The organism is Streptomyces sp. NPDC051913 (genome assembly GCF_044593635.1).
In the GTDB taxonomy this organism is placed as follows: domain Bacteria; phylum Actinomycetota; class Actinomycetes; order Streptomycetales; family Streptomycetaceae; genus Streptomyces.
In genome coordinates this window covers 228552-252999 of record NZ_JBIUCI010000004.1, presented here as the reverse complement: position 1 = coordinate 252999, position 24448 = coordinate 228552, and the positions used below count along the sequence as shown (strand labels likewise).

Here is a 24448-nt window from a genome sequence, read left to right as displayed (position 1 = left end):
CGGAGCGGGAAGGGGGTGCGGACGGTGCGAGCGATCAGCGGACTCTGGCGCTGGCGGCACAATCCGCTGCGCCGTGCGACCGACCTCGCCGAGGCCTGGGTCGCCCTCGCGGCCCTGATGCTCCTCCTGGTCGTCACACCCCTGGCCGGCGCGGTCGTCGGCGGTGTCGCCCAGGACGCGCTCCAGGAGTCCGTACGCCAGCAGCAGAAGTCCCGTCACCTGGTCACCGCCACCGTGGCCCGCGCCCTGGACCGCTCGCCACTGGACGCCGACCCCGAGACGACCACCGGCCGGGACCTGCGCAGCCGCGTCGTCGCCGACTGGACCGCGCCGGACGGCACCGCGCAGCACGGCCCGGCCATGGCGAACCTCAAACACCCGCACAGCGGCGACCACTTCACGCTGTGGACGGACGCCCACGGCCGCATAGTGGCCCGCCCACTGGACTCCGCGACCGCGACCACCCACGCCGTCCTCGCCGGGGTCGGCGCGGCCCTGCTCGGCATCGGTCTCGTCGAGGGCGGCCGGCGGTTGATCGTCTGGCGCATGGTCCGCCGCCGGTACGCCCGTTGGGACCAGGCCTGGGACAAGGCGGGCCCGGACTGGGGCAGGACCGGGACCGGCAGCTGACGGCCTTCCCACTCTGGTCAACCCACCGCGTGCGCGCACGCTACGGTGGACCGGCCGAGGCATTCGGCATCCAACCCGCGTACCACGAGGTGGGGGCACAGCAGCGCCATGGCACAGGGCACGGTCCAGGTGACGCACACCGGCACTTCGAGGTGGCGGCGCCGCACGGGTGAGTACGCGTCGCTCGCCGCCGCCCTGGAGGCCGCGGCCGACGGCGACGTCCTCACCGTCGCCCCCGGCACCTACCGCGAGAACCTCGTCGTCCAGCGGGCGGTGACCCTGCGCGGCCCCGAGGGCTCGCCCGGTTCGGTGCGCATCGCGCCCGTGGACGGGGTACCGCTCACGGTGCGGGCCTCGGCGGTGGTGCAGGACCTGCATGTGGAGGGCCAGGACGCGGCGGCCCCAGCGCTGCTGGTCGAGGAGGGCACCCCGGAACTGTCGGACATCCGGATCGTCACCCGGTCCGCGGCCGGCATCGAGGTGCGCGGCGGCGCCCGCCCGACCGTGCGGCGGTGCACGGTCGACAATCCGGCCGGCATCGGCATCGCCGTGGTCGACGGCGGGGGCGGTGTGTTCGAGGAGTGCGAGGTCGTGGCGGCCGGGCAGGCCGGTGTCGCGGTCCGCGGCGGCGCCCACCCCCGCCTGGAGCGCTGCCGGGTGCACCACACCTCGGGCACGGGCCTGACGGCGACCGGGGAGAACTCCGCGCTGGAAGCGGTCGGTTGCGAGATCTACGAGGTCCGCGGCAGCGGCGTCCAGATCACCGGCCGGGCCAGCGCGCACCTCACCGACTGCGATGTGCACCGCACCACCGCCGACGGGGTCACGCTCGACACGGACGCCGTGCTGACGCTGGCCGACTGCCGGATCCACGACATCCCCGAGAACGCGGTGGACCTGCGTTCCCGCTCCGTCCTGACGCTGACCCGCACGACGGTGCGTCAGTTCGGGCGCAACGGACTGTCGGTGTGGGACCCGGGCACGCGCGTGGACGCCAACCAGTGCGAGATCTTCGACAGCACCGGCGACTATCCCGCGGTGTGGGTCAGCGACGGCGCGACGGCGGTGCTGGACTCCTGCCGGGTGCACGACGTGCCGGACGCGCTGTTCGTCCTCGACCGCGGCTCCCGCGCGGACGTCGTCGACAGCGATCTCTCCCAGGTGCGCAACACCGCTGTGTCGGTGAGCGACGGCGCCACCGCCCAGCTCGACGACTGCCGCATCCGCGACGCGGCGACCGGCGCCTGGTTCCGCGACCACGGCAGCGGCGGCACGCTCAACAACTGCACCGTGGACGGCACCCAGACCGGTGTGATCGTCACCAAGGGCGCCGATCCCACCATCGAGCGCTGCACGGTCGACTCCCCCGCGGAGGCCGGTTTCTACGTCTCCGCCGGCGGCCGCGGCAGCTTCCTCAACTGCCGGGTCACCGGCAGTTCCGGGTACGGCTTCCATGTCATAGACGGCTGCCGTACGACGCTGCGCAAGTGCCGCACGGAGCGGTGTGCGCGCGGCGGGTACGAGTTCGCCGACGCCGGCCCCGACGGCGGCTCCGGCACCGGCCCGGTCGTCGAGGACTGCACGAGCGACGAGAGCGCGGGCCTGACCCCGCCCGCCGCGCCGGCGACCGCCGTGCAGACGGCGAGCCAGTCCCCCGGGCTGCTCGGCGCCATCCCCGGTCAGCGCACCACCGAACAGGAACCACTGGTCACCCCCGCCGAGCCGGAGCAGCCCTCGCGGACCTCCAAGGCCGTGCTCGGTGAACTCGACGCCCTGGTCGGCCTCGACAGCGTCAAGCGCGAGGTGCGCGCCCTCACCGACATGATCGAGGTCGGCCGCCGCCGCCGGGAGGCCGGCCTGAAGGCGGCGTCCGTCAAGCGTCACCTGGTCTTCACCGGCTCCCCTGGCACCGGCAAGACGACGGTGGCCCGCCTCTACGGCGAGATCCTCGCCTCCCTCGGCGTGCTGGAGAAGGGCCATCTCGTCGAGGTGTCCCGCGTCGACCTGGTCGGCGAGCACATCGGCTCGACGGCCATCCGCACCCAGGAGGCCTTCGACCGGGCGCGGGGCGGGGTGCTGTTCATCGACGAGGCGTACGCGCTGTCGCCGGAGGACTCGGGCCGTGACTTCGGCAAGGAGGCCATCGACACGCTGGTGAAGCTGATGGAGGACCACCGGGACGCGGTCGTGGTGATCGTCGCGGGCTACACGGCCGAGATGGAGCGCTTCCTGTCGGTCAACCCCGGTGTGGCGTCCCGCTTCTCACGGACCATCACCTTCGGCGACTACGCGCCCGACGAGCTGCTGAGGATCGTCGAGCAGCAGGCCGACGAGCACGAGTACCGGCTGGCGAAGGGCGCGCCGGAGGCCCTGCTCAAGTACTTCACGGCGATCCCCAAGGGCCCCGCCTTCGGCAACGGCCGCACCGCCCGCCAGACCTTCGAGGCCATGGTGGAGCGGCACGCCAGCCGGGTCGCCCAGGTCGAGGAGCCCAGCACGGACGACCTGACCCTGCTGTTCCCGGAGGACCTGCCGGAGCTCCCCTGACCCGGAGCTACCGCTGCGCCGGTACGTCCGGTCGCAGCCTCGCCAGGAGCTTCGCCCGTTCCTGCGCGAACGCCGGGTCCGCCTGGTAGTCGGAGTGGCCCAGGATCGGTGCGGGCAGCGGATGCCGCTCGGTGCGGCCGTAGGCCAGCGGGTCCCGGAGGGGTTCGTGGTCGACCTCGGGGCCGCACGCGCCGGACAGGCGCATGGGGCCGCCGATCGGGTCGGTGGGCCGGTACAGATTGCGCCAGCAGGCGACGTCGTGGTGCAGGGCGCTCAGGGCCGCCGGTCCGAAGTGGGCCGGGAACCAGCGGCCGTACAGGCGCTCCAGCGGTGAGCCGTAGGTGAGCAGGGCGACTCGTCTGCGGTCGGCGGGGGTCAGCTGCCAGGCCGCCGCGGCGGCGAGGACACTGCCCTGGGAGTGTCCGGAGATCACCAGGCGGCCACCGGTGGCCCGCGTCCAGGTGGCCATCCGCCAGGTGAGGTCGGGCACCGCGCGCTCGGCGTAACAGGGCGGAGCGAAAGGGTGGGCGGCGCGCGGCCAGAAGGTGCCGACGTCCCAGAGGATGCCGATGGTGCGGCGCGCGGAGGGGTCCTTGTAGGCGCGTCTGCCCCAGGTGACGAAGAGTATGAAGCCGAACCCGATCAGCCAGGAGCCGAGCGCCTGCGCGGTGTCGGCGGCGCCCTGGAGGACGGCGTACGAGTCTCCCGCCGCCTCGGCCGGTACCTCCTCCGTCGTCATGGCGCCGACCAGGGCGCCGGCACCCAGCAGCAGCGTGGTGGCGGAGGTGACGGCGAGGATGCGCGGGGCCCGGTCGGTGAGCGTGGCCAGGGCGCGGGCGTTGGCGATGCTCCGGGTGCGGGCCCGGTCCTTGGGTTCGTCCGGGTAGTCGACGTCGATGGCGGCCAGCTCGGCCCGGCGCAGCAGCCAGGCGCGCCGGCCCAGCCGGCCGCCCAGCACCAGCAGCACCACGAGCAGCGGCGGGATCACGGACGCCTGCCAGGTCAGCAGGACCGGCGGGCCCGGGATCGAGGCACCGGTGCCGTCCAGCCAGTCGGCGACCCGCTGGGAGACGCCGCCGGACATCACCCCGCCGAGCGCACAGGCCAGCATGGCGACCGCGGGACCGCCGAGGCCGCGCATCGCGGCGCGCGGGTCGGGATGCGTGCGGTGCAGGACCTGGGCGACGACGGCCATCACGATCACGATCAGGCCCTGGGCGAGGGCGATGCCGCCGAAGGTCGCGTCCCCCGGCAGCCGCCCCCGCGACTCCCATCCCGGCCGGTCCCAGCCGGCGTACACCAGGCTGAGCAGGAGCAGCACGAGCGCGGCGAGCGGCAGACGTCGTACGAGACGTTCGTCGAGCTCGCGGTCGAGACGGTTCTCACTGCGGCCGCGGCGGCAGACCACCCCCACCACGACGGCCGCGCCGGCGGCGATCGCCCCGAGCAGGAGCAGGCCGAGGGTGTCGAGCGGGGCGGGTCCGCCCGCGCGCCGGTCGAAGCGGGCCGCCGCGGAGGCGACCGCCGCGGCGATCGTGAGCAGGGCCGCGGCGGTGTGGGCGGCGCGCAGCCGGGCGACCAGCCGACGGCCGTACCAGAAGCCGGGGCGGCCGAGCGCGGTGCGGGCGGTGTCCTCGTCGTGCTCGGCGGGACGGGTGAGGGGCTGCTGGGACTCGTACGCGTTCCAGGTGCGGTGGGACAGGTACCAGAGCAGGGTGGTCAGCGCGGCGGGCAGCAGGGCGGCGAGTGCGAGGCGACGGCCGGGGCCGCTCCACCAGCCGCCGTCGGAGACCGTCGGTGAGAGAAAGCCGAGCCAGGAGTGCCGGTCGGCGCACGCGCGCGTGCCCGCGCACTGCCAGGCGGTGAGGTCGAGCGCGACCTCGCAGACGGCCGCGACCAGGAGCACGGTCAGGGTGAGGGCGGCGAGCCGCACCAGCAGCCCGTACAGGCGGACCGTGCGGGTGCGCCCGCGGGCGGCGGGGCGCATCCAGTGGGCGAGGTTGACGACCATGAAGGGCAGCAGCAACAGCCACAGCGCGCGGGAGGAGTTGCCGGAGGTCAGATTGCACCAGACGTAGGCCTCGGGCACCGGCTCCTGGTGTGGGTCCTTCGGTCGTCCGGTGTCGGCGTCGACGTCCTCGGCGCGCCGGAACACGGCCGCGGTGTCGTCGCCGGTGATCCGCACGGTCCGCGGGTCGTCGAGCATCTTCTCGGGCGTCGTACCGCCCACCCCGTGGACCAGCAGCTCCAGGGCGGAGCCGGTCGTCGAGGCACGTTCCTGCGCACGTTCCACTGTTCGCACTTCCCCCGTGACGCGCCGTCGGCATGTGTCGTGCGGGCTCAAGGATCTCCGCTGGGGCGGCCTCGTACACCCCTCGTCACGGAATCTCCCCGATCCGTGTGACGGGCGGGGGAACGATGGGGTGAAGGTGACATGCGCGCGTCGTGACAGTCGGTGCCGCGACCCGTACCGTGACGTGCGAGGATGGAACGTCCGCGGGCTGGTGGGAGCAGGTCGCCGGGCGTGTCGAACGGATTGCGGCGAAAGGACCGGAGCGTACGTGAGTGAGAATCAGAACCTCCTCGCGGAGCAGCGGCGCGCCCTCATCCTGGACGAGGTGCGGCGGCGCGGCGGCGTCCGGGTCAACGAGCTGACGCGCAAGCTCGGCGTGTCGGACATGACGGTGCGCCGCGACCTCGACGCGCTGGCCCGCCAGGGTGTCCTGGAGAAGGTGCACGGCGGCGCGGTGCCGGTGGTCGAGGCGAGCACGCACGAGCCGGGTTTCGAGGCGAAGTCGGGCCTGGAGCTGACGGCCAAGGAGGACATCGCGCGCGCGGCGGCCGAACTGGTCGCGCCGGGCAGCGCGATCGCCCTGTCGGGCGGTACGACGACGTACGCGCTGGCCCATCATCTGCTGGACGTCGCGGATCTCACGGTCGTCACCAACTCGGTGCGGGTGGCCGACGTGTTCCACGCGGCGCAGCGCACCTCGGGTCCGCGCCAGGGAGCGGCGACGGTCGTGCTGACCGGCGGTGTGCGTACGCCGTCCGACTCGTTGGTGGGCCCGGTCGCCGACCAGGCCATCGCGGCGCTCCACTTCGACGTGCTCTTCCTCGGTGTCCACGGCATATCGGTCGAGGCCGGCCTGTCCACGCCGAACCTCGCGGAGGCCGAGACCAATCGCCGGCTGGTGCAGTCGGCGCGCCGGGTCGTGGTGGTCGCCGACCACACCAAGTGGGGCACGGTGGGACTGAGTTCGTTCGCGGCGCTGGATCAGGTCGACACGCTGGTGACGGACGCGGGGCTGCCGGCCGCGGCGCGCGAGGAGGTCGCCGAGCAGCTGCGGCGGCTGGTGGTCGCGGGCGAGGACTGAGGCCCTACAGACAGTTGATGGTGCGTCAGCTACGGTGAACAGCCTCCGGTCGTCACGCTGTCCGACACGAGGAGGGTGTGGTCCATGGCGCACCAACTGCGCGAGGTGGGGCTCGACTTCGTCGAGTCGGCACCCGTACGGCTGGTCTTCGCACGGGAGATGTCCGCCTCGCCGGAGCAGGTCTTCCGGGCGCTCGCCGATGATGTGCCGGGGTGGACCGAGTGGTTCGCCGCGGTGACGCTGGCCCGGCCGACCGGTGACGGCACCACCCGGGAGATACGCCTCAAGGGCGGTGGGCGTTTCCAGGAGACGATCATCGCGGCCAAGGAGCCGGAGGTGTACGCCTATCGCGTCGACGTCGCCAATGTGGCTGGGGTGCGGTCCCTCGTCGAGGAGTGGCGGCTCGCCCCCTCGGGCCCGGGCACCCATGTGCGCTGGACGTTCGCCACGGACGGCACGGCCGCCTACCGCCTGGCCGCGAGGCTCGCGGCCCCCGGCCTGGGTCGCGCGTTCCGGGACGCGGCCGCCGCACTGGACCGGCGGCTCGCCCCATAGGGACCGGTGGTTCTCAGCAGGGCCAGACGCCCGTCTCCAGCAGTGAGTTGATCGCCGTGCTGTACGGCGTGATGTCCAGGCCCTGTTCGGCCAGCCACGTGTCCGAGTAGTACTTGTCGAGATAGCGGTCGCCCGGGTCGCACAGCAGCGTCACGACGCTCCCCTGCCGTCCTTCCGCCACCATCTCGGCGACGATCTTCAGTGCGCTCCACAGCCCGGTCCCGGTCGAACCGCCCGCCTTGCGGCCGATGGCCCGTTCCAGGGCACGGACGGCGGCGACGCTGGCCGCGTCCGGGACCTTCATCATCCGGTCGACGGCACCGGGCACGAAGCTCGGTTCCATGCGCGGCCGGCCGATGCCCTCGATGCGCGAGCCGCAGTCGCAGGTGACGTCCGGATCGCCGGTGGTCCAGCCCTCGAAGAAACAGGAGTTCTCCGGGTCGGCGACACAGATGCGGGTGTCCCGCTGGGTGTAGTGGACGTAGCGGGCGATGGTCGCCGAGGTGCCGCCGGTGCCGGCCGTGGCGACGATCCACGCGGGCTCCGGGAACCGCTCCAACTCCAGCTGGCGGAAGACGGATTCGGCGATGTTGTTGTTGCCGCGCCAGTCCGTGGCCCGTTCCGCGTAGGTGAACTGGTCCATGTAGTGGCCGCCGGTGTCGACCGCGAGGCGGGCCGACTCCTCGTACATCTTGCGTGGGTCGTCCACGAAGTGGCACTGCCCGCCGTGGAACTCGATCAGTCGGATCTTCTCGGCGCTCGTCGTGCGCGGCATGACGGCGATGAAGGGGACGCCGATCAGCCCGGCGAAGTAGGCCTCGGAGACCGCCGTCGAGCCACTGGACGCCTCGATCACCGGGCGGTCCGGCCGGATCCAGCCATTGCACAGGCCGTAGAGGAAGAGGGAGCGGGCCAGTCGGTGCTTGAGGCTGCCGGTGGGGTGGGTCGACTCGTCCTTCAGGTACAGGTCGATGCCCCACCGCTCCGGCAGCGGGAAGCGCAGGAGATGCGTGTCGGCCGAGCGGTTGGCGTCGGCCTGGACCTTGCGAACGGCCTCTTTCAGCCAGCCGCGGTACGCGGCGTCGCTGCGGTCGACGTCGAGGGTGTCGAGGGTCTCGCCCGTCCGGGTCTGCTGGGGAGTGCTCACAGCGGGTCTCCTAAGAGGTGGCGCCGACGGCGGGTCGCGCTGCCGACGCATCGATCATATGCACCTTCCGCACGCTTCTCACCTGCATAAACACACCTTTGAGCACCCCAAAGACCCCCCTTGGGGACGTGCTTCCCGGGGGCATGGGGGCGCATTCGGACGAGTGCTCCGGACGTTCGGACCGAGCCCGTCATGCGTACTGGTGCTCGACGCCGGGTGCGGGCAGACTTCACCGGACGGGACGCGGGTCCCGACGGGGGCGCACACTGGATCAGACAGGCAGCCGGTTCAGGACCCACGCAGGATCGCGAGCCGGCCCGACGAAGGCGCACTAGGGGGCGGGGAGGCATGGCGGAACCGGAGTTCACGGCCACGGGCGTGCGGATCGGGAAGCGGCTGCGCTCCCTCACCCGGGCCGGTCAGGTGCGGATCAGCGGCGGCAGACTGGAACTGCTCACCAGCTACGGCAGCGAGATCGACAGCGCGCCGGTGCAGGCGGTGCGTGCCTCCAAGCCCTGGTTCGCCGCCGCCGACAGGGCCCTCGCGGACCTCAACGGCAAGCGGTACCTGCTGACCCTCGGCGACCACGACCCCGCTCCGGGCGAGCCGGGACCGCCGGCGGCACGCCGGTTCATCGAGGCGGTACGGAAGGCTGCCGGACGCACGAGGTGAGTCACCGCGAGTTGCGGTACCTCACCCCCTGAGTCACGCTGTTCACACGTCACTCTGGGTTTACCGGCGATAACGCTGCGAACCAGCCCGCCGGGCACGACGGCAGGCGGCCGTTTTCATGCAGGGCCCCTGTTGGATCGATCCGAACTCCGTGTTCTTCCGGACCTCTCAGTCGGGGAGTCGCAGCCGTGATCAGTAACCCAAACAGGCATTGCACGGTAGAGCTTCAGGCCCTGCCGTCGCGGATCGGCCAGGTCCGCAGAATCGTATCGGCGCAGTTGCGCTACTGGCATCTGGACCCGCTCATAGACCGGGCGGCGCTCGGTGTGACAGAGCTTTTGACCAACGTCCACCGCCATGCGCAGCCCGACAAGATGTGCACCGTGGAGATCGAGCTGCTGCTCGACCGGCTCACGGTCTCGGTGCACGACCACGACCCGCGTCTGCCGGCCGTGGACACCATCACGGACGACGACTCGCTCGCCACGTGTGGACGTGGGCTGGCGATGGTGGCCGCCGTCAGTGAGAGCTGGGGGGTGCGGGCGGAGGGGGACGAGGGCAAGGTCGTCTGGTTCGCGCTGTCCGCGCCCGGCGCCGTGGGCGCCGGTACGTCGCAGCCGCTTCGGCGGACCGGTGGGGAGAAGACCGAGCGGGTGTTCGCTGAACTTGAACACTCGGTCGATGGCCGCAGGGCCGCACATGCTCCCGCCCGGTCGGCCGTTGTCGGCTGACCGGGCGGTGACGCCTTTCTTGTGGGTGCCTTTCTTGTGGGTGCCTCTCTTGCGGGTCGCCTCTCTTGCGATGCGTGGTGATACGCCGGGGCCGCGCCCTCAGTCGGTGGCGATGGCCCGCAGGACGTTCAGGCGGGCCGCCCGCCTCGCCGGCCGCCAGCCGGCCAGGGCGCCCGCGGCGAGGCCCACCAGGGCGACCACGGTCAGTTGGACCGGGGGGACGGCGAAGGCGAACGCGGTGTCGCTCGCGCCGTCGGACGCCTTGACCAGGACCCAGCCCAGGAAGGCGCCCAGGGCCAGGCCGCCCACCGTGCCGAAGGCCGCCACCAGGACCGACTCCCAGCGGACCATCGCCCGGAGTTGGGCGCGGGTCTGGCCCACCGCCCTCAGCAGGCCCAGTTCGCGGGTGCGCTCGTGGATCGCGAGGGTGAGGGTGTTGGCGATGCCGAGGAGTGCGATCAGCACCGCCAGGGCCAGCAGGGCGTAGACGAGGGTGAGCATCATGTCGATGCCTCCCGCCGATGACTGGGCGTACTCGTCGCGGGTCTGGACGCTCGGGTCGCCGTACCGCGCGGCCACCTTCGCCACCGCCGCCTTGCCGTCGGAGGTGCTCACGCCGTCCTTGAAGGCGACCGCCACCAGCGTGTCGGCGTCCTGGGTGCGATGCGGTTGCCAGGCGGCCCGGGTGATGACGTAGTCGCCCGCCAGTTCGGACCGGCCGTAGACGGCGCGGACCGTGAAGGTCTTCGACGTGCCGTCCGTGAAGGTGAGACGTGTCGTGTCGCCGGTCGTGAGGCCCTGCTTCGCGGCCTCCCCCGCGGTGACGGCGAGGCCGTCGGTGCCCAGGTCGCTCAGGGTGCCGTTGATCCTGCCCAGGTCGAAGGTGCGTTGCAGGGCGAGGGGGTCGGTGACGGTCAAGGCCCTTCCCCTGCCGTCGACCTCGGCGACACCGCGGCCGAGGCCGACCGCGGTGTCCACCTCGGGCAGCCGGGCCACGGCGCCCGCGAGGCGGGGGCTGAGGCCGCTGCCGCCCGCGCCGAAACCGGGGGTGCTGATGGCCACGTCACCGGCGAAGGAACGGGAGACGGTCTGGTCCATCGTCGCCTTGAGGGAGGCCGCGAAGACGGTGAAGAGGGAGACGACGGCCACGCCGATCATCAGCGCACCGGCCGTGGCCGCCGTGCGCCTGGGGCTGCGCAGGGCGTTGCGGCGCGCCAGGCCGCCCGTGACTCCGCGCAGCCGGTCGAGGGGGCTCCCCAGGACACGGACAGCTGTCGTGGCGGCGGTCGGGCCGAGGACCACGAACGCGGCGAGGGCGAGCACGGCACCGGTGCCCGCGAGCCAGAGCGAGGGGGTGAGCAGGACGCCGCTGACCGTCGTTCCCAGGGCCAGGGCGGCCAGGCCCAGGCCGGTGACCGCCCGGGTGCGGGAGGCGCCGGAGGTGTCGACGGCCGTTTCGCGCAGGGCCGCCATCGGGGCGGTGCGGCCCGCCCGTACGGCGGGCATGAGCGCGGAGCCGAGGCAGACCACGACACCCACGGCGAGCGGCAGCAGCATCGACAGCCCGCTCACCACCAAGTCGCCCTCGGGGAAGGGGAATCCGATCGCCGGGAACAGCGTCTGAAGGCCCGCGGCGACGCCCACCCCGCCGACCAGGCCCGCCAAGGACGCGGTGACCGCGACGGCCGTGGCCTCCACCAGGGTCGACGCGGTGAGCTGGCGGCGGGACGCGCCCAGGGCACGCAACAGGGCGTTCTCGCGGGTGCGTTGGGCGACGACGATGGCGAAGGTGTTGTGGATGGAGAACGTGGCGACCAGGAGGGCCACGCCGGAGAAGACGAGGAGGAAGAGGGTGAAGACGGTCAGGAACTGGCTGGAGATCATCTCGGTGTTCTCCTCGGCCGACTCCTGTCCGGTGATGGCCTCGACTCCCTTGGGGAGTACGGAGGTCAGCCGTTCGACGAGCTGCTCCTGACCGACGCCGGGCGCGGCCCGGACCTGGAGGGTCGACGCCTCGCCCGGGCGGGCCGTCAGGTACTTCTCGGCGTCCGCCTGGGTCATGCCGGTGAAGGTCACCTGGGCCATGCCGTCCTCGCCGCCGAAGGTCGCGAGGCCGACGACGGTCACCTTCACGGGGTCGGGCGTGCGCAGGACGGTCGTGTCGCCGATGCGCAGGCCGCCGCGCTTGGCCGTGCCCCGGTCGATGACGACCTCGCCGGACCGGGCCGGGGCGCGGCCCTCGGCGAGTTGGTAGGCGTTGAGTTCGGGGTCGGGGATCCAGTTGCCGGCGAGGGTGGGCGGGCCCTTGCCACCGATGGGGTCGCCGTCGGCGCCGACGAGCTGTCCGGCGCCCTGGATGTTGGGGGCCACCGCGGCCACGCCGGGGACCTGCTCGACGGCGTTCAGCAGGTCCACGGGGACCGGCTGCCGGACGCCCTGGCTCTCACCGGGGGTGGTGATGGCGTCGGCGCTGCGGATCACGGCGTCCGTTCCGCTCGCGGCGCGCCCGAACATCGTGTCGAAGCCGGCGCGCAGGGTGTCCCCCATGACCAGGGTGCCCGCCAGGAAGGCGACGCCGAGGAAGACGGCCAGGAAGGTTCCGGCGAAGCGCCGCTTGTGGGCACGCAGGGACGACACGCTCAGGCGTACGGCGGCGTTCATGACGGCACCTCCGAGACCGGGGATCCGGTTCCCGTGTCGAAGGCCTTCATGCGGTCCAGGACCCGTTCCGCGGTCGGTGCGGTCATCCGGTCCACCAGGCGCCCGTCCGCGAGGAACACGACCTCGTCCGCGTGGGCGGCGGCCATGGGGTCGTGGGTCACCATGACGACCGTGCGGGCCGTGTGGCGCACCGTGCGGCCGAGAAGGCCGAGGACCTCGCCGCCGGAGCGCGAGTCGAGGTTGCCGGTGGGCTCGTCGGCGAACACGACGTCCGGCCGCCCGGCGAACGCCCTTGCCACGGCGACACGTTGCTGCTGGCCGCCGGAGAGCTCGGAGGGGCGGTGGTGGAGCCGGTCGCGGAGACCGACGACGTCGATCAGGGCCTCGATCCACTCCTGGTCGCCGGTGCCGCCGGCCAGGTCGAGGGGAAGCGTGATGTTCTCCCGGACGGTCAGCGTCGGCACCAGGTTGAACGCCTGGAAGACGAAGCCGACCCGGTCGCGGCGCAGCAGGGTGAGCCGGCGGTCGTCCAGGGAGCCCACTGCGGTGTCGCCGATGTACGCGGCGCCCGCGCTGAGCGTGTCGAGACCGGCCGCGCAGTGCATGAGGGTGGACTTGCCGGAGCCGGACGGTCCCATGATCGCGGTGAAGCGGCCGGCCGGGAAGGCGAGGCTGACGCCGTCGAGGGCGCGTACGGCGGTGTCGCCACCGCCGTACACCTTGACCGCGTCGACGACGCGTGCGGCGGTGCGCACCTCGGTCGAGACGGTCATGCCGCACCGCCCTTTCCCGTCCGGCGGCCGAACTGCTCGTCCAGGACGGAGAGCCGGCGCCAGTACTCGTCCTCGTCGATCTCGCCGGAGGCGAAGCGGTGGCCGAGCACGGTGAGGGGCGAATGGTCGTCGACGGCGAACCGGCGGGGACCGCCACGGCCGCGCCACACCGTGCGGCGCAGGACGGTGACCGCGCCGACGACGACGGCGGCCCAGATCAGCGGGAAGAGAAGGATCCACGGGCCGGGCCCGCCGTCCCAGTGCGCCAGGGTCTGCATCTCGGGTCATCTCCCTAGTGAGGTGTTCCGGTGATGTCTCGAGAGTGGCTTCGGCCGGGGGTCCGAGTCGTCGTACAGCCAGCGGCAGTGCGGGTACCTCCCCGGGAGTACGCGAGGCGCGCGGGACTGCTTCCCCCCGCTCCCGGACGCCTCTGGCCTTCTGTAACTACTAGTATGTACAGTGCTCTCATGAGCACCCCGGAGCGACTGATCGAGTCCACCCGCGAGCTGCTGTGGGAGCGCGGTTACGTCGGGACGAGCCCCAAGGCCATCCTGGAGCGCTCGGGCGCCGGACAGGGCAGCATGTACCACCACTTCAAGGGCAAGCCCGATCTCGCGCTGGCCGCGATCCGGCGGACCGCCGAGGAGATGCGGGCCACCGCGGAGGAAGCACTGGGCGGGCCGGGGACGCCGTACGAGCGCATCGAGGCGTATCTGCTGCGCGAGCGCGATGTGCTGCGCGGCTGCCCGATCGGCGGGCTGACCATGGATCCGGACGTCATCGCGAGCGACGAGCTGCGCGCGCCGGTCGACGAGACCCTCGACTGGCTACGGGAACGGATCGCCGGGATCGTCGAAGAGGGCAGGGAACAGGGGCAGTTCGGGCCCTCCCTGGACGGCGAGGCCATCGCGGCGACGGTCGTCGCCACCGTCCAGGGCGGTTACGTGCTGGCTCGCGCGTCCGGATCGCCGGCCGCGTTCAACGCGGGCGTCAGAGGGCTGCTCTCGCTCCTCGCACCTCGATAGCCGGGAGGCATTCCGCATGCACGCCATGCAGTACGAACTCACCCTGCCCGCCGCCTACGACATGGACGTCGTCCGGGCTCGGGTCGCCGCCAAGGGACATCTGCTCGACCACTGGGACGGTCTCGGCCTGAAGGCCTATCTGATGCGGGAGCGCGGCGTGGACGCGTCCCCGGTGAACCAGTACGCGCCGTTCTACCTCTGGAACACCGTCGAAGGCATGAACTCCTTCCTCTGGGGCGGCGGTTTCCAGGGGGTGAGCGATGACTTCGGGCGGCCGTCGGTGCGGCAGTGGACCGGTCTGGCGTACGAGGAGGGCGGCGCCGTCGGCTCGCCCGCGCGGGTCGCCGTGCGGCGGCGTCGACCCGTGCCGGACGGCGTCGCGTCGGCGGAGGTCGCCGTGGCCGCGGTGGACGAGGCGAAGCGGCTGGCGGACGGGGACGGGGCGCTGCTCGCGGCGGCCGTCGTCGACACGTCCCGTTGGGAGCTCGTCCACTTCTCGCTGTGGGCGCACGACACCCCTAAGGCCGAAGGCGAGGTCTTCCAGGTGCTGCATCTGTCGGCGCCGGGTCTGGGTCTGCTGCCCCGGGGGCGGCAGTGGTGAGCACGGTCCGTACGGTGCTCGGTGATGTGGACCCCGGGGCGCTCGGGGTGTGCGACGCGCACGACCACCTGTTCTTCGGCAGTCCTCGACTCCCGGGCCAGGAACTGCGGGACGTGGCCGCGGCCCGCGCGGAGCTGGTCGCCTTCCGCGCCCAGGGGGGTGGCGCCGTGGTGCAGTGGACGCCGTACGGTCTGGGGCGGCGGGCCGCCGACCTGCCGCCGCTGGCGCGGGAGACGGGGGTGGTCGTCGTCGCCGCGACCGGGCTCCATCAGGCCGTCCACTACGACGACCGCGTCCTCGCGGAGTTGCGCGGTGCCCGCCTCGCGCAGGTCTTCGTCGCCGAACTGACCGACGGCATCGGCACGTCGGGGGTGCGGGCCGGGCTGATCAAGGTCGCGGGTGGTTTCCACGCCCTCGACGCGCACGCGCGCTGGACGATGACGGCGGCGGCCGAGGCGCACCACGCGACGGGCGCGCCGATCGCGGTGCACCTGGAGCTGGGTACCGGCGCGCTGGACGTACTGGAGCTGCTGTGCGGCGAGTTGGGCGTGCCGCCGCACCGTGTGATCCTCGGGCATCTCAACCGCTCCCCCGACTCCGTGGCCCATCTCCAGGCGGCGGCCTCGGGTTGTCACCTCGCCTTCGACGGGCCGTCCCGCGCCCATCACGCCACGGACTGGCGGATGCCGGACGCGGTACGGGCCCTGGCGGAGGCGGGTCACGCCGACCGGCTCCTGCTGGGCGGCGACACCACGACGGCCGCGGCACGCTCGGTGAACGGCGGCCCGGGGATGCCGTATCTGCTGCGGCGGGTGGGGCCCCGGCTGGCGGCCGCGGTGGGTGCGGAGGTGGTGCAGCGCATGCTCACGGTGAATCCGGCCCGCGCCTTCGCCGTCGACTGGCGGTGAGCGATCATGACGGTCGAGGAAATGATCACGACCGTCGACGATCCGCGAGGAGACGACCATGGCGCTGGAGATGCGCGACCGCTGCGAGCGCTGCGAGACGGCCGAGCTGCCGACCGATGCCGCCGCGCGCATCTGCACCTACGAGTGCACCTTCTGCGTGGCGTGCAGTGAGGCCATGCACGGCATCTGCCCGAACTGCGGCGGCGAACTCGTCCCGAGGCCCCGCCGCGCCCGAGCGGAGGCCTAGCTAGGCGACGGCGATGTCCACCGAGGGCCTCAGTTTCGCCGCCGCGGCCAGGGCCTCGTGGGCGGGGTGGGTGTCGAAGGCCCTCAACAGGGTGGTGTCCGCGGGGTGTTCGGCGGCCGGGTAGGCGATCTGCTCGTACGCGGCGTGGAAGCGGGGGCCCCAGCGGCGGGCGCCGAGGCGTGCCGTGCGGGAGCAGTTGTCGACCATGTGGGCCACGTCGCGGGCGTGCATGTAGGGCAACAGCGAGTCGACCGCCTCGATGACGGACTCGTTGACGATCTCGGACCAGGGGTGACCGCGGTCGACGAACTCGTCGATCTGGGCCGTCATCGTGGCGACGAACACCCCGGCCGTGAACGGGTCCACGGGGAGGTCGCGAGCACCGCGCCGGGCGTGCGCCGCGTCGGCGGACCGCCACATCGGTGAGCCGCCGATCTCGCTCATCGGGCGGGTGCCGAGGCGTCGTTCGGCGAGGATGACGCTGCGCAGTTCGGTGCCGTCGGCGACCTCGTCGTAGATCTCCGCGACGATCTCGCGGGCGGGGCCGTACGTCGCCGTGTAGGCGCGGTCGAAGACGTCCCGGGCGGGCCCGTCGAGGCCCTCGCGGACCGCCCTCAGGCCGGCCCGGGAGATGGTGCGGGCGATCGGGCCGGTCACGTTCTCGCAGGAGCGTTCGTACGCCGTGACCTCGTCGTCCCCGGCCAGGCGGTAGCGCGTGCACAGGCTCTCGACGATGCCGTGGACGGCACCGAGGAGGATGGCGCGCTCGCCGACGATGTCCGAGCGGTACTCGCTGTCGAGGGTGGTGCGGAAGGTGTACGGCGAGCCGAGCGCGACCGACCAGCCGAGCGCGAGGTCGGTGGCCCGGCCGTCCGGGTCGGCGTGGACGGCGTAACTGCTGTTGATCCCGGCGCCGTTGATCTCCGCGCCCTGCTGGTACAGCCGGCGCACGGAGTCACCCATGCCCTTGGGGCAGACGGCGATCACCGGGTGCCCGGGCGGGAAGTCGCCGCCGTTCTCGCGGAGGTGGCCGAGCAGGAAGCCGTGCGAGAGGCCGATGGCGGCGCCCTGCTTCAGGGCGGCGAAGATCTCGGTGTGGTGGGCGGCCAGGGCCGCGTCCGCGATCAGCAGGATCACCAGGTCGCTGTCGGCGGCGACGGCGAGCCAGTCGCCGAGGGTGCCGTCCTCCTCGGTGAAGCCGTGGGCGCGGGCGTCGGCGGCCGAGGCCGATCCGGGACGCAGTCCGACGGCCACCGTGATGTCGGCGCCGGCGAGGGAGTCGCGCAGGTTGAGGGCCTGGGCGCGGCCCTGCGGACCCCAGCCGAGGACGCCGATGCGGCGCACCCCGGCGAACGCCCGCGGCAGCAGCGGGAAGAGGTGCCGGCCGCCGCGCAGGATGGTCTCCGTGCCGCCGGGCACGTCCATCGTCTCCAGGGCGAAGACACGGGAGGCAGGGGTGGAGGTGTACGTGGTCGAGGTCATGGGTGAGTTGTAGGCTCGCCGCGAGCGTTGCGGCAAGCGCAACTTGCGCAGCGCACTGTTGCGGAAAATGAAAAGAGCAGGTGGGCGGGTGCGGGACGATCATCGGGAGCTGCGTCTTTTTCTGCACCTGGCGCAGTCGTTGAACTTCGGGCGGACCAGCCTCGACTGCCATGTCAGTCCGGCGACGCTGACGCGGACCGTGCAGCGGCTGGAGGCGGACCTGGGGCACCGGCTGTTCGACCGGGGGCCGCGCGGGGTGTCGCTGACGGCCGAGGGACATCGGTTCCGTGAATACGCCGTCCAGGCATGGGAGTTGTGGCGTTCCTACCGCGAGGAGCATCCCGATCCGGCCGAACTCACCGGTCGGCTCGCCCTGTTCGCCACGGTGACCGCCTGCCAGGCGCTGCTGCCCGACCTGTTGGCCCCGTTCCGCGCCGCCCACCCCCAGGTCCGCCTCGATCTGCGGACCGGCGACGCGGCGGCGGCGCTGGCCCGGCTGGACGAGGGCGAGGTCGACGTGGCGGTGGCGGGCATCCCGGCGCGGCTGCCGGAGGCGTTGGTGGGGCGGACCGTCGCGGTGACCGAGCTGGTCCCGGTCACGGCCCGGGACCGCCCCGACCCCGGCCTGGAAGGCCCTTTCGTCCTCCCCCACCGTGGTCTCGTGCGGGACGCCGCCGACCGCTGGTTCCGCGCCCGCGGCGCCACGCCCGAGGTGGTCTGTGAACCGGACGGCCACGAAGGGCTGTTGACGCTGGTCGCCCTCGGCTGCGGTACGGGGGTGGTGCCACGGCTGGTGCTGGAGCACAGTGCGGTGCGCGACCGCTTGGCGGTGGTCCCGGCGGATCCGCCGCCGGAGCCGTTCCCGATCGGGTTGTGCGTCCGCCGGGCCGACCTGCGCAGGCCGTTGGTGGCCGCGCTGTGGAGTCTCACGGCTCCCTGAAGGTCACCGGCCCTCGGTGTCCAGCCGCCCGACGCGCTCCACGTTCTGCCGGTCCTCCGCGTCCTCGCCGGCCTCGGCGGCGAACCAGGCGTCGAGGATCTCCTTCATCAGGGGCTCGGAGGTCAGGCGCAGGCTGAGGGCGAGGACGTTGGCGTCGTTCCAGCGGCGGGCGCCGTCCGCGGTGTAGGCGTCGGTGCACAGGGCGGCCCGGACGCCGGGGACCTTGTTCGCGGCGATGGAGGCGCCCGTACCGGTCCAGCAGCACACGACCGCCTGCTCGGCCGACCCGGTGGCGACGTCCCGGGCCGCCGCCTCCGAGCAGACGGCCCACTGGGGGTCCGCGCCGGGTTCGAGGGCCCCGTGGGCGGTCACCTGGTGACCGCGGGTGCGCAGCTCGGCGACGAGGGCGCGGGCGACGGGTTCGTCCATGTCGGAGGAGACGGAGATCCGCATGCCCGCGAGCCTACGCGCCGGCCGTCGGCCGGGGTGCCGCCTACCAGGGAATCGGGCCGTTGACGTCGAAGTAGCCGCCGGTCGGCCCGTCCGGGGGCGTCTGCGCCATGCGGACGATGATCTCGGCGCCCTCCCCGACCGTCTGGGTGCCGGTGCGGCCGTTGAGGTCGGTCCGGGTGAAGCCGGGCTCGACGGCGTTGACGCGCATCGCCGGGAACGCCTTCGCGTACTGCACGGTGATCATGTTGACCGTGGTCTTGGACGACGGGTAGGCGACGGCCGGGTAGAAGTGCGCCGGGGAGTCCGGGTCGGACAGCCGGGTCAGGGAGGCGAGGCCGCTGCTGACGTTCACGACGACGGGCGCGGCGGACTTCTGGAGCAGGGGCAGGAAGGCGTGCAGGACGCGGACGACACCGAACACGTTCGTCTCGAACACCGTCCGCATCGCGTCGGCGGTGGTGTCGGCGGCGCCGGGGATGCTGTTGTCCGCGCCCCGCACCTCGATGCCCGCGTTGTTGATCAGGACGTCGAGACCGCCCTCGGCCTCGACGGTCCTGGCGGCCGCGTCGACGGACGCTTCGTCGGTGACGTCGACGCGGACGAACCGGGCGCCCAGCCGCTCGGCGGCACGGCGTCCGCGCTCCTCGTCGCGGGCGCCGACGTAGACGGTGTGACCTGCTGCGACGAGCCGGCGGGCGGTCTCGAAGCCCAGTCCCTTGTTCGCTCCGGTGATCAGTGTGGTGGTCATGGCTCCAACCTCCCGCCGAGCCGGGCGGACAGCCAGACGACTCTTCTTCCTGGGACTGGCAGTACCAGGCACCCGCCCGGCCGACGCGGTTGACTGGAGGCATGACGACGACGGATCTGGGTCAGGCGCTGCGCCGCTGGCGGGACCGGGTCGCGCCGCAGACCGCGGGGCTGCCCGTAGGGGGGCAGCGGCGTGCGGCGGGGCTGCGGCGCGAGGAGCTGGCGCTGCTGGCCGGGATCTCGGTCGACTACGTGACCCGGCTCGAACAGGGCCGGGCGGCCAATCCGTCGGGGCAGGTCGTGGAGGCGTTGGCGCGGGCGCTCAGGCTGTCGGGGGACGAGCGGGCGTATCTCTTCCGGCTGGCGGGGCTGGTGCCGCCGGGGCCGGAGACGGTGCCCGGGTATCTCACGCCGAGCGTGCAGCGGCTGCTGGACCGGCTGGTGGACACGCCGGTCGGGGTGTCCGACGCGGCGATGACACTGCTGGTCGCCAATCCGATGTACGCGGCGCTGATGGGTGATGCGTCGGGCCTGCGGGGCTTCGAGCGCAACGGGGTGTGGCGCAACTTCCTCGGTGCGCCGACCCGGGTGCGGCACACTCCCGAGGAGCGGAGCGCGTTCGAGGCGGGCATGGTGGCGGAGCTGCGGGCCACGGTCGGCCGCTATCCCGCCGACCGGCAACTGCGGCGGCTGGTCGCGGAGTTGCGGGTGGGCAGCGAGCGGTTCGCCGAGCTGTGGGACGCAGGGGTCGTGGGCCGGCTGGAGAGTTCACGCAAGACGATCGAGCACCCCCACGTGGGGCTGCTGACACTGGACTGCGATCTGCTCCGGGTGGAGGGCAACGACCTGCACATCCTGGTGTATTCGGCGGAGCCCGGTACCGAGGAGGCCGAGAAGCTGGCGCTGCTCGCTGTCCTCGGTACGCAGTCACTCGTGGGGTAGGGCCCGCAGCGGGTCGTCCAGTACCGGCTGCCATGCCAACTCGGCCGCTCCGACCAGGCTGTTGTGGTCCAGCGTGCACGCGAGGATCGGGACGCCGCCGCTCTGGCCCCACAGGCTGCGGTCGGCGACGACGGCGCGCAGCCGGTCGGGGTCGGCGGCGAGCAGCGTGCGGTGCAGGCCGCCGAGGATGATCCGGTCGGGGTTGAGGATGTTCACCAGTCCCGCGAGGCCCAGGCCGAGGCGGTCGACGAGGGTTTCGGCGGCGGTGCGGACGGCCGGGTCGTCGTAGTGGTCGCGGATCAGTTCGTTGGCCTGCTGGAGCAGCGACACCACCGGGCCGGGCTCGCGACCCGCGGCCGTGAGGAGGGCCAGCGGGTCGGCCTCGACGTCGAGGCAGCCGCGGCTGCCGCAGTGGCAGGGGCGGCCCTCGGGGTTGACGGTGAGGTGGCCGACCTCCAACGCCAGGCCAGAACTGCCCGTGTGCAGACGGCCGTCGAGGACGAGCGCGCCACCGACGCCCCGGTGCCCGGTGGCCACGCAGAGCAGGTCGCGGGCGCCGCGGCCCGCGCCGTGCCGGTGCTCGGCGAGGGCGGCGAGGTTGACGTCGTTGCCCGCGAACGCCGGTCCGGTGATGCCGGCCGCACGCACGCACTCCGCGAAGATCCGCCGGACGGGGGCGCCGACGGGCCAGGCCAGGTGGAGCGGGTTCAGCGCGGTGCCGTCGGGTTCGGCGACCGCGGAGGGCACGGCGAGACCGGCGCCGACGCAGCGCAGGCCGGTGGTGCGCAGCAGTTCGGCGCCGGCCTCGACGACCGAGCCGATGATCTTCGCCGGGTCGGCGTCGACGGTCTCGCGGGCGGGCGCGGTGGCGGCGATCCGGCCGCCGAGACCGACCAGTGCCGCCCGGAATCCGTCGGCGTGCACCTGGGCGGCGAGGACGACGGGGCCGTCCTCGGCGACCGCGAGCCGGTGCGAGGGCCGGCCCTGGGAGCCCGCGGCGGCGCCGGGCCGGGCGTCGACCCTGATCAGCCCGAGCGCCTCCAGCTCGGCGGCGACCGCTCCGGCGGTGGCGCGCGTCACGCCGAGTTCGGCGGTGAGCACGGCCCGGGTCGGGGCGCGGCCGGTGTGCACGAGTTCCAGTGCGGGCCCGAGCGCACCGCGCCCCCGGTCCAACCGCGTCCTTGAGGTGGTCCCTTCCCCCGCCGGCCGGGGGTCCGCGTTGCCGCTCATGAGGGCGAGTCTCCCATGATCCGCAGTGCCGGTCTCCTACGGGCGCGGTGCCTGACGCCCACGCGTACAGGCCCCCTACAGCCCACTGACCCTGAGCGTGATGTTCAGCCGCCCGGTCAGCCCCAACTCCGGCGGCGCCGTGCCCGGGTACACCTTGGGCACACCGTGGTACGCGAGCCGCGAGGGCCCCCCGAACACGAAAAGGTCCCCGCTGCGCAGTTCCACGTCCGTGTAGGGCCGGGTCCGGGTGTCGGGGTTGCCGAAGCGGAACAGACAGCTGTCGCCGAGGCTGAAGGACACGACCGGCGCGTCCGACTTCTCGTCGCTGTCGCGGTGCATGCCCATGCGGGCGTCACCGTCGTAGAAGTTGATCAGTGCGATGTCGTACGACGGGGGTGACACCCCGAGTGCCTCCCGCACCGCACGCGCGCCCAGCTCCCCCAGCCACGCCGGGAACGGCTTCACCGGGGAACCGTCGCCGTCCACGACCGTGCGGGCATAGCCGTACGGGTACCAGTGCCGGCCCAGACACACCTGCCGTGCGGTCATCGTGCCGCCCCCGGGTGTGCGCACCGTCCGCAGCCCGGCGGGCGGACGGGCCCAGTCCCGGCAGGCCTCCAGCAGCTCGCGCTGCCGCCCGGCGCCCAGCCAGTCCGGCATGTGCACCGCGCCCGGCGCCACCTCTGCGCGATCCCTGGGAAACAGCTCGGCCTCCATGGACACCATCCTGCCAAGCGGCCGTGAGCTGCGGCTCCGCTAGCCTGGACCCACCATGAACGACCGTATGACGACGCCCTGGGGCGAGCTCGCGCTGGCCCGTTTCCCCGAGGACCCGCGTGACCGGCTGCGTGCCTGGGACGCCTCGGACGAGTATCTGCTGCGGCATCTCCAGGGGGTCGACCTGTCCGGCACCGTGGTGGTGCTGGGCGACCGCTGGGGTGCGCTGGTCACGGCGCTGGCGGTGCACGGGCCGACGCAGATCACGGACTCGTATCTGAGCCAGGAGGCGACCCGGGCCAATCTCGCCCGCAACGCTGTCGGGACCGGCACGGTGCGGCTGCTGACCACGCAGGACCCGCCGCCGGGACGGATCGACGTGCTGCTGGTCCGGGTGCCGAAGAGCCTGGCCCTGCTGGAGGACCAGCTGCTGCGCCTGGCGCCCGGGGTACACGAGGGCACGGTCGTCGTCGGCACCGGCATGGTGAAGGAGATCCACACCTCCACGCTCCGGCTCTTCGAACGGATCATCGGGCCGACCCGCACCTCGCTCGCCGAGAAGAAGGCGCGGCTGATCTTCAGCACCCCGCAGGCGCCCGGCAAGGTCGTCGCCACCCCTTGGCCGTACCGGTATGCGCTGCCCGAGGACATCGGGCCGGTCTCGGGGCGGACCGTCGTCAACCACGCGGGGGTCTTCTGCGCCGACCGCCTCGACATCGGCACGCGGTTCTTCCTCACACATCTGCCGGACACGCGGGGGGCGGCGCGCGTGGTCGACCTGGGGTGCGGCAACGGGGTCGTGGGGACGGCGGTGGCGCTGGCCGACCCCGGGGCCGAGGTGCTGTTCGTCGACGAGTCGTTCCAGGCGGTGGCCTCGGCCGAGGCGACGTACAAGGCGAACGGTGTGCCGGGGCACGCCGAGTTCCGGGTCGGCGACGGGCTGACCGGAGTGCCGGAGGGCAGTGTGGACCTAGTCCTCAACAACCCGCCGTTCCATTCCCATCAGGCGACGACCGACGCGACCGCGCAGCGTATGTTCGCCGACGCCCGGCGCGCGTTGCGGCCGGGCGGGGAGCTGTGGGTGGTGGGGAACCGTCATCTGGGGTACCACGTGACGCTGCGGCGGTTGTTCGGCAACAGCCGGCTTGTCGCGAGCGACCCGAAGTTCGTGGTGCTGAAGGCCGTCAAGCGGTAGGCGCGGGCGGCCGGTGTCCGCCGCTCACCACGCGGATGATCCGGGTCACCTCCCGCGCCATCGCGTCCCGTCCCACGGCCAGGTACTTGCGTGAGTCGACGGCCTCGGGGTGGGCGGTGAGGAACTCCCGTACGGCGCCGGTCAGGGCGACGTTGAGGGCGGTGCCGACGTTGACCTTGGCGATGCCGCCGGTGACGGCCGCGGCGAGTTCGTCGTCGGGCACGCCGGACGAGCCGTGCAGGACGAGGGGTGTGTCGAGGGCGGCGGCCAGACGTTTGAGGAGGTCGTGGTCGAGGGTGGCGGTGCGGGTGGTCATGGCGTGCGCGCTGCCGACGGCGACGGCCAGGGCGTCCACGCCGGAGTCCGCCACGAAGGCGCGGGCCTCGGCGGGGTCGGTGCGGGCGCCGGGGTCGTGGGCGTCCAGCGGCGGCTCACCGTTCTTGCCACCGACCTGCCCCAACTCGGCCTCGATCCACAGGCCTTGGGCATGGGCCCAGTCGGCCGCCGCGCGGGTGGCGGCGAGGTTCTCGGCGTAGGGCAGCCGGGCGGCGTCGTACATCACGGAGCTGAACCCGGCGTCCGCCGCCTGTCGCAGCAGGGCGTCGCTATGGACGTGGTCGAGGTGCAACGCGACGGGTACGGCGGCGCGTTCGGCGGCGGCCACGGTGGCACGGGCGAGGGGTTGCAGCCGCCCCAGCCGGAACTTGACGGCGTTCTCGCTGACTTGGAGGACGACGGGGGTGTCCGCCGACTCGGCGCCGGCGATCACCGCCTCGACGTGTTCGAGGGTGACGACGTTGAAGGCGGCGACGGCGGAGCGCGCGGCGACGGCGGTGGCGACCAGTTCGCAGGTGGTGACGAGAGGCACGAC

At 72.9% G+C, this 24448-nt stretch carries 24 protein-coding genes; 13 read left to right on the top strand and 11 right to left on the bottom strand.

Annotation, left to right across the window (positions count from 1 at the left end; genetic code table 11):
- Window positions 1-24: 24 nt before the first annotated feature.
- Both ACIHIX_RS13765 and ACIHIX_RS13760 read left to right on the top strand, forming a co-directional pair.
- Window positions 25-630: a hypothetical protein gene (locus tag ACIHIX_RS13765; RefSeq protein WP_399954383.1), complete on the top strand. Its 606-nt coding sequence runs from the start codon at window positions 25-27 to the stop codon at window positions 628-630.
- Between the two features lie 108 nt (window positions 631-738).
- A complete protein-coding gene (locus ACIHIX_RS13760) occupies window positions 739-3177 on the top strand; it encodes a right-handed parallel beta-helix repeat-containing protein (protein WP_399954380.1) in 2439 nt (812 codons plus the stop codon).
- 7 nt (window positions 3178-3184) lie between these two features.
- On the opposite strand, the gene ACIHIX_RS13755 is transcribed toward ACIHIX_RS13760, so the two are convergent.
- Window positions 3185-5470, bottom strand: a complete 2286-nt coding sequence (locus ACIHIX_RS13755; protein WP_399954377.1) for a hypothetical protein — start codon at window positions 5468-5470, stop codon at window positions 3185-3187.
- A 268-nt stretch (window positions 5471-5738) separates the two neighbouring features.
- On the opposite strand from ACIHIX_RS13755, the gene ACIHIX_RS13750 reads away from it, so the two are divergent.
- Both ACIHIX_RS13750 and ACIHIX_RS13745 read left to right on the top strand, forming a co-directional pair.
- Window positions 5739-6551, top strand: a complete 813-nt coding sequence (locus ACIHIX_RS13750; RefSeq protein ID WP_399954374.1) for a DeoR/GlpR family DNA-binding transcription regulator — start codon at window positions 5739-5741, stop codon at window positions 6549-6551.
- Between the two features lie 84 nt (window positions 6552-6635).
- The gene (locus tag ACIHIX_RS13745; RefSeq protein WP_399954372.1) at window positions 6636-7106 is read left to right on the top strand and encodes an SRPBCC family protein; all 471 of its coding nucleotides are present in this window, start codon (window positions 6636-6638) and stop codon (window positions 7104-7106) included.
- A gap of 13 nt (window positions 7107-7119) precedes the next feature.
- Here ACIHIX_RS13745 and ACIHIX_RS13740 read toward each other — a convergent pair whose 3' ends face one another.
- Window positions 7120-8253 carry a PLP-dependent cysteine synthase family protein gene (locus tag ACIHIX_RS13740; protein ID WP_399954370.1) on the bottom strand — a complete coding sequence of 378 codons (1134 nt, stop codon included), beginning with the start codon at window positions 8251-8253 and terminating at the stop codon, window positions 7120-7122.
- Window positions 8254-8601: 348 nt separating this feature from the next.
- Here ACIHIX_RS13740 and ACIHIX_RS13735 point away from each other — a divergent pair, with 348 nt between their 5' ends.
- Together ACIHIX_RS13735 and ACIHIX_RS13730 are read left to right on the top strand one after the other, a co-directional pair.
- On the top strand, window positions 8602-8925 hold the full coding sequence (locus ACIHIX_RS13735; RefSeq protein WP_399954368.1) for a hypothetical protein: 324 nt from the start codon (window positions 8602-8604) through the stop codon (window positions 8923-8925).
- 188 nt (window positions 8926-9113) lie between these two features.
- Complete coding sequence (locus tag ACIHIX_RS13730) at window positions 9114-9656, top strand: ATP-binding protein (RefSeq protein ID WP_399954366.1); 543 nt, start codon at window positions 9114-9116, stop codon at window positions 9654-9656.
- A 99-nt stretch (window positions 9657-9755) separates the two neighbouring features.
- Here the strand turns inward: ACIHIX_RS13730 and ACIHIX_RS13725 are convergent, their stop codons facing one another.
- From ACIHIX_RS13725 to ACIHIX_RS13715, 3 genes are read right to left on the bottom strand one after another with little or no spacing between them, the layout of a single operon-like run.
- Window positions 9756-12317: an ABC transporter permease gene (locus ACIHIX_RS13725; protein ID WP_399954363.1), complete on the bottom strand. Its 2562-nt coding sequence runs from the start codon at window positions 12315-12317 to the stop codon at window positions 9756-9758.
- Window positions 12314-13090 carry an ABC transporter ATP-binding protein gene (locus ACIHIX_RS13720; protein WP_399954360.1) on the bottom strand — a complete coding sequence of 259 codons (777 nt, stop codon included), beginning with the start codon at window positions 13088-13090 and terminating at the stop codon, window positions 12314-12316. Before ACIHIX_RS13720 ends, ACIHIX_RS13725 begins: the two co-directional genes overlap by 4 nt.
- Window positions 13087-13368, bottom strand: a complete 282-nt coding sequence (locus tag ACIHIX_RS13715) for an SHOCT domain-containing protein (protein WP_387779452.1) — start codon at window positions 13366-13368, stop codon at window positions 13087-13089. Before ACIHIX_RS13715 ends, ACIHIX_RS13720 begins: the two co-directional genes overlap by 4 nt.
- Before the next feature lie 174 nt (window positions 13369-13542).
- Between ACIHIX_RS13715 and ACIHIX_RS13710 the strand changes: the two genes are divergently transcribed.
- From ACIHIX_RS13710 to ACIHIX_RS13695, 4 genes are read left to right on the top strand one after another with little or no spacing between them, the layout of a single operon-like run.
- Entirely contained in the window at window positions 13543-14115 is a 573-nt protein-coding gene (locus tag ACIHIX_RS13710) for a TetR/AcrR family transcriptional regulator (protein WP_399954356.1), read from the top strand.
- 16 nt (window positions 14116-14131) lie between these two features.
- A complete protein-coding gene (locus ACIHIX_RS13705; RefSeq protein WP_399954353.1) occupies window positions 14132-14716 on the top strand; it encodes a DUF4865 family protein in 585 nt (194 codons plus the stop codon).
- Window positions 14713-15624, top strand: coding sequence for a phosphotriesterase (locus tag ACIHIX_RS13700; protein ID WP_399954350.1), 912 nt, complete (start codon window positions 14713-14715; stop codon window positions 15622-15624). The genes ACIHIX_RS13705 and ACIHIX_RS13700 overlap by 4 nt, the downstream gene beginning before the upstream one ends.
- Window positions 15625-15682: 58 nt before the next feature.
- Window positions 15683-15871, top strand: a complete 189-nt coding sequence (locus ACIHIX_RS13695) for a DUF1272 domain-containing protein (protein WP_399954347.1) — start codon at window positions 15683-15685, stop codon at window positions 15869-15871.
- Here the strand turns inward: ACIHIX_RS13695 and ACIHIX_RS13690 are convergent, their stop codons facing one another.
- A complete protein-coding gene (locus ACIHIX_RS13690) occupies window positions 15872-17353 on the bottom strand; it encodes a ketol-acid reductoisomerase (protein ID WP_399954344.1) in 1482 nt (493 codons plus the stop codon).
- Window positions 17354-17441: 88 nt separating this feature from the next.
- Between ACIHIX_RS13690 and ilvY the strand changes: the two genes are divergently transcribed.
- The gene (gene ilvY, locus ACIHIX_RS13685) at window positions 17442-18293 is read left to right on the top strand and encodes an HTH-type transcriptional activator IlvY (RefSeq protein WP_399954341.1); all 852 of its coding nucleotides are present in this window, start codon (window positions 17442-17444) and stop codon (window positions 18291-18293) included.
- 3 nt (window positions 18294-18296) lie between these two features.
- On the opposite strand, the gene ACIHIX_RS13680 is transcribed toward ilvY, so the two are convergent.
- Window positions 18297-18746, bottom strand: a complete 450-nt coding sequence (locus tag ACIHIX_RS13680; RefSeq protein WP_399954339.1) for an RpiB/LacA/LacB family sugar-phosphate isomerase — start codon at window positions 18744-18746, stop codon at window positions 18297-18299.
- A gap of 40 nt (window positions 18747-18786) precedes the next feature.
- Complete coding sequence (locus ACIHIX_RS13675) at window positions 18787-19494, bottom strand: SDR family NAD(P)-dependent oxidoreductase (RefSeq protein ID WP_399954336.1); 708 nt, start codon at window positions 19492-19494, stop codon at window positions 18787-18789.
- Between the two features lie 101 nt (window positions 19495-19595).
- On the opposite strand from ACIHIX_RS13675, the gene ACIHIX_RS13670 reads away from it, so the two are divergent.
- Window positions 19596-20435: a helix-turn-helix transcriptional regulator gene (locus tag ACIHIX_RS13670; RefSeq protein ID WP_399954333.1), complete on the top strand. Its 840-nt coding sequence runs from the start codon at window positions 19596-19598 to the stop codon at window positions 20433-20435.
- On the opposite strand, the gene ACIHIX_RS13665 is transcribed toward ACIHIX_RS13670, so the two are convergent.
- A complete protein-coding gene (locus ACIHIX_RS13665; RefSeq protein ID WP_399954330.1) occupies window positions 20421-21665 on the bottom strand; it encodes an ROK family protein in 1245 nt (414 codons plus the stop codon). The two genes, ACIHIX_RS13670 and ACIHIX_RS13665, sit on opposite strands and share 15 nt — an antisense overlap.
- 75 nt (window positions 21666-21740) lie before the next feature.
- A complete protein-coding gene (locus tag ACIHIX_RS13660; RefSeq protein ID WP_399954327.1) occupies window positions 21741-22382 on the bottom strand; it encodes an alpha-ketoglutarate-dependent dioxygenase AlkB family protein in 642 nt (213 codons plus the stop codon).
- 55 nt (window positions 22383-22437) lie between these two features.
- On the opposite strand from ACIHIX_RS13660, the gene ACIHIX_RS13655 reads away from it, so the two are divergent.
- The gene (locus tag ACIHIX_RS13655; protein ID WP_399954324.1) at window positions 22438-23577 is read left to right on the top strand and encodes a methyltransferase; all 1140 of its coding nucleotides are present in this window, start codon (window positions 22438-22440) and stop codon (window positions 23575-23577) included.
- Here the strand turns inward: ACIHIX_RS13655 and ACIHIX_RS13650 are convergent.
- Window positions 23567-24445, bottom strand: a complete 879-nt coding sequence (locus tag ACIHIX_RS13650) for a ketose-bisphosphate aldolase (protein ID WP_399954321.1) — start codon at window positions 24443-24445, stop codon at window positions 23567-23569. The genes ACIHIX_RS13655 and ACIHIX_RS13650 overlap by 11 nt on opposite strands.
- Window positions 24446-24448 lie beyond the last annotated feature (3 nt).

What these genes read in the sequence shown, in the direction of transcription:
- ACIHIX_RS13760 (WP_399954380.1), top strand. Translation starts at nt 739, where the DNA reads ATGGCACAGGGCACGGTCCAGGTGACGCACACCGGCACTTCGAGGTGG.
- ACIHIX_RS13745 (WP_399954372.1), top strand. Translation starts at nt 6,636, where the DNA reads ATGGCGCACCAACTGCGCGAGGTGGGGCTCGACTTCGTCGAGTCGGCA.
- ACIHIX_RS13735 (WP_399954368.1), top strand. Translation starts at nt 8,602, where the DNA reads ATGGCGGAACCGGAGTTCACGGCCACGGGCGTGCGGATCGGGAAGCGG.
- ACIHIX_RS13725 (WP_399954363.1), bottom strand. Translation starts at nt 12,317, where the DNA reads ATGAACGCCGCCGTACGCCTGAGCGTGTCGTCCCTGCGTGCCCACAAG.
- ACIHIX_RS13720 (WP_399954360.1), bottom strand. Translation starts at nt 13,090, where the DNA reads ATGACCGTCTCGACCGAGGTGCGCACCGCCGCACGCGTCGTCGACGCG.
- ACIHIX_RS13715 (WP_387779452.1), bottom strand. Translation starts at nt 13,368, where the DNA reads ATGCAGACCCTGGCGCACTGGGACGGCGGGCCCGGCCCGTGGATCCTT.
- ACIHIX_RS13710 (WP_399954356.1), top strand. Translation starts at nt 13,543, where the DNA reads ATGTACAGTGCTCTCATGAGCACCCCGGAGCGACTGATCGAGTCCACC.
- ACIHIX_RS13705 (WP_399954353.1), top strand. Translation starts at nt 14,132, where the DNA reads ATGCACGCCATGCAGTACGAACTCACCCTGCCCGCCGCCTACGACATG.
- ACIHIX_RS13695 (WP_399954347.1), top strand. Translation starts at nt 15,683, where the DNA reads ATGGCGCTGGAGATGCGCGACCGCTGCGAGCGCTGCGAGACGGCCGAG.
- ACIHIX_RS13690 (WP_399954344.1), bottom strand. Translation starts at nt 17,353, where the DNA reads ATGACCTCGACCACGTACACCTCCACCCCTGCCTCCCGTGTCTTCGCC.
- ACIHIX_RS13680 (WP_399954339.1), bottom strand. Translation starts at nt 18,746, where the DNA reads ATGCGGATCTCCGTCTCCTCCGACATGGACGAACCCGTCGCCCGCGCC.
- ACIHIX_RS13675 (WP_399954336.1), bottom strand. Translation starts at nt 19,494, where the DNA reads ATGACCACCACACTGATCACCGGAGCGAACAAGGGACTGGGCTTCGAG.
- ACIHIX_RS13670 (WP_399954333.1), top strand. Translation starts at nt 19,596, where the DNA reads ATGACGACGACGGATCTGGGTCAGGCGCTGCGCCGCTGGCGGGACCGG.
- ACIHIX_RS13665 (WP_399954330.1), bottom strand. Translation starts at nt 21,665, where the DNA reads ATGAGCGGCAACGCGGACCCCCGGCCGGCGGGGGAAGGGACCACCTCA.
- ACIHIX_RS13660 (WP_399954327.1), bottom strand. Translation starts at nt 22,382, where the DNA reads ATGGAGGCCGAGCTGTTTCCCAGGGATCGCGCAGAGGTGGCGCCGGGC.
- ACIHIX_RS13655 (WP_399954324.1), top strand. Translation starts at nt 22,438, where the DNA reads ATGAACGACCGTATGACGACGCCCTGGGGCGAGCTCGCGCTGGCCCGT.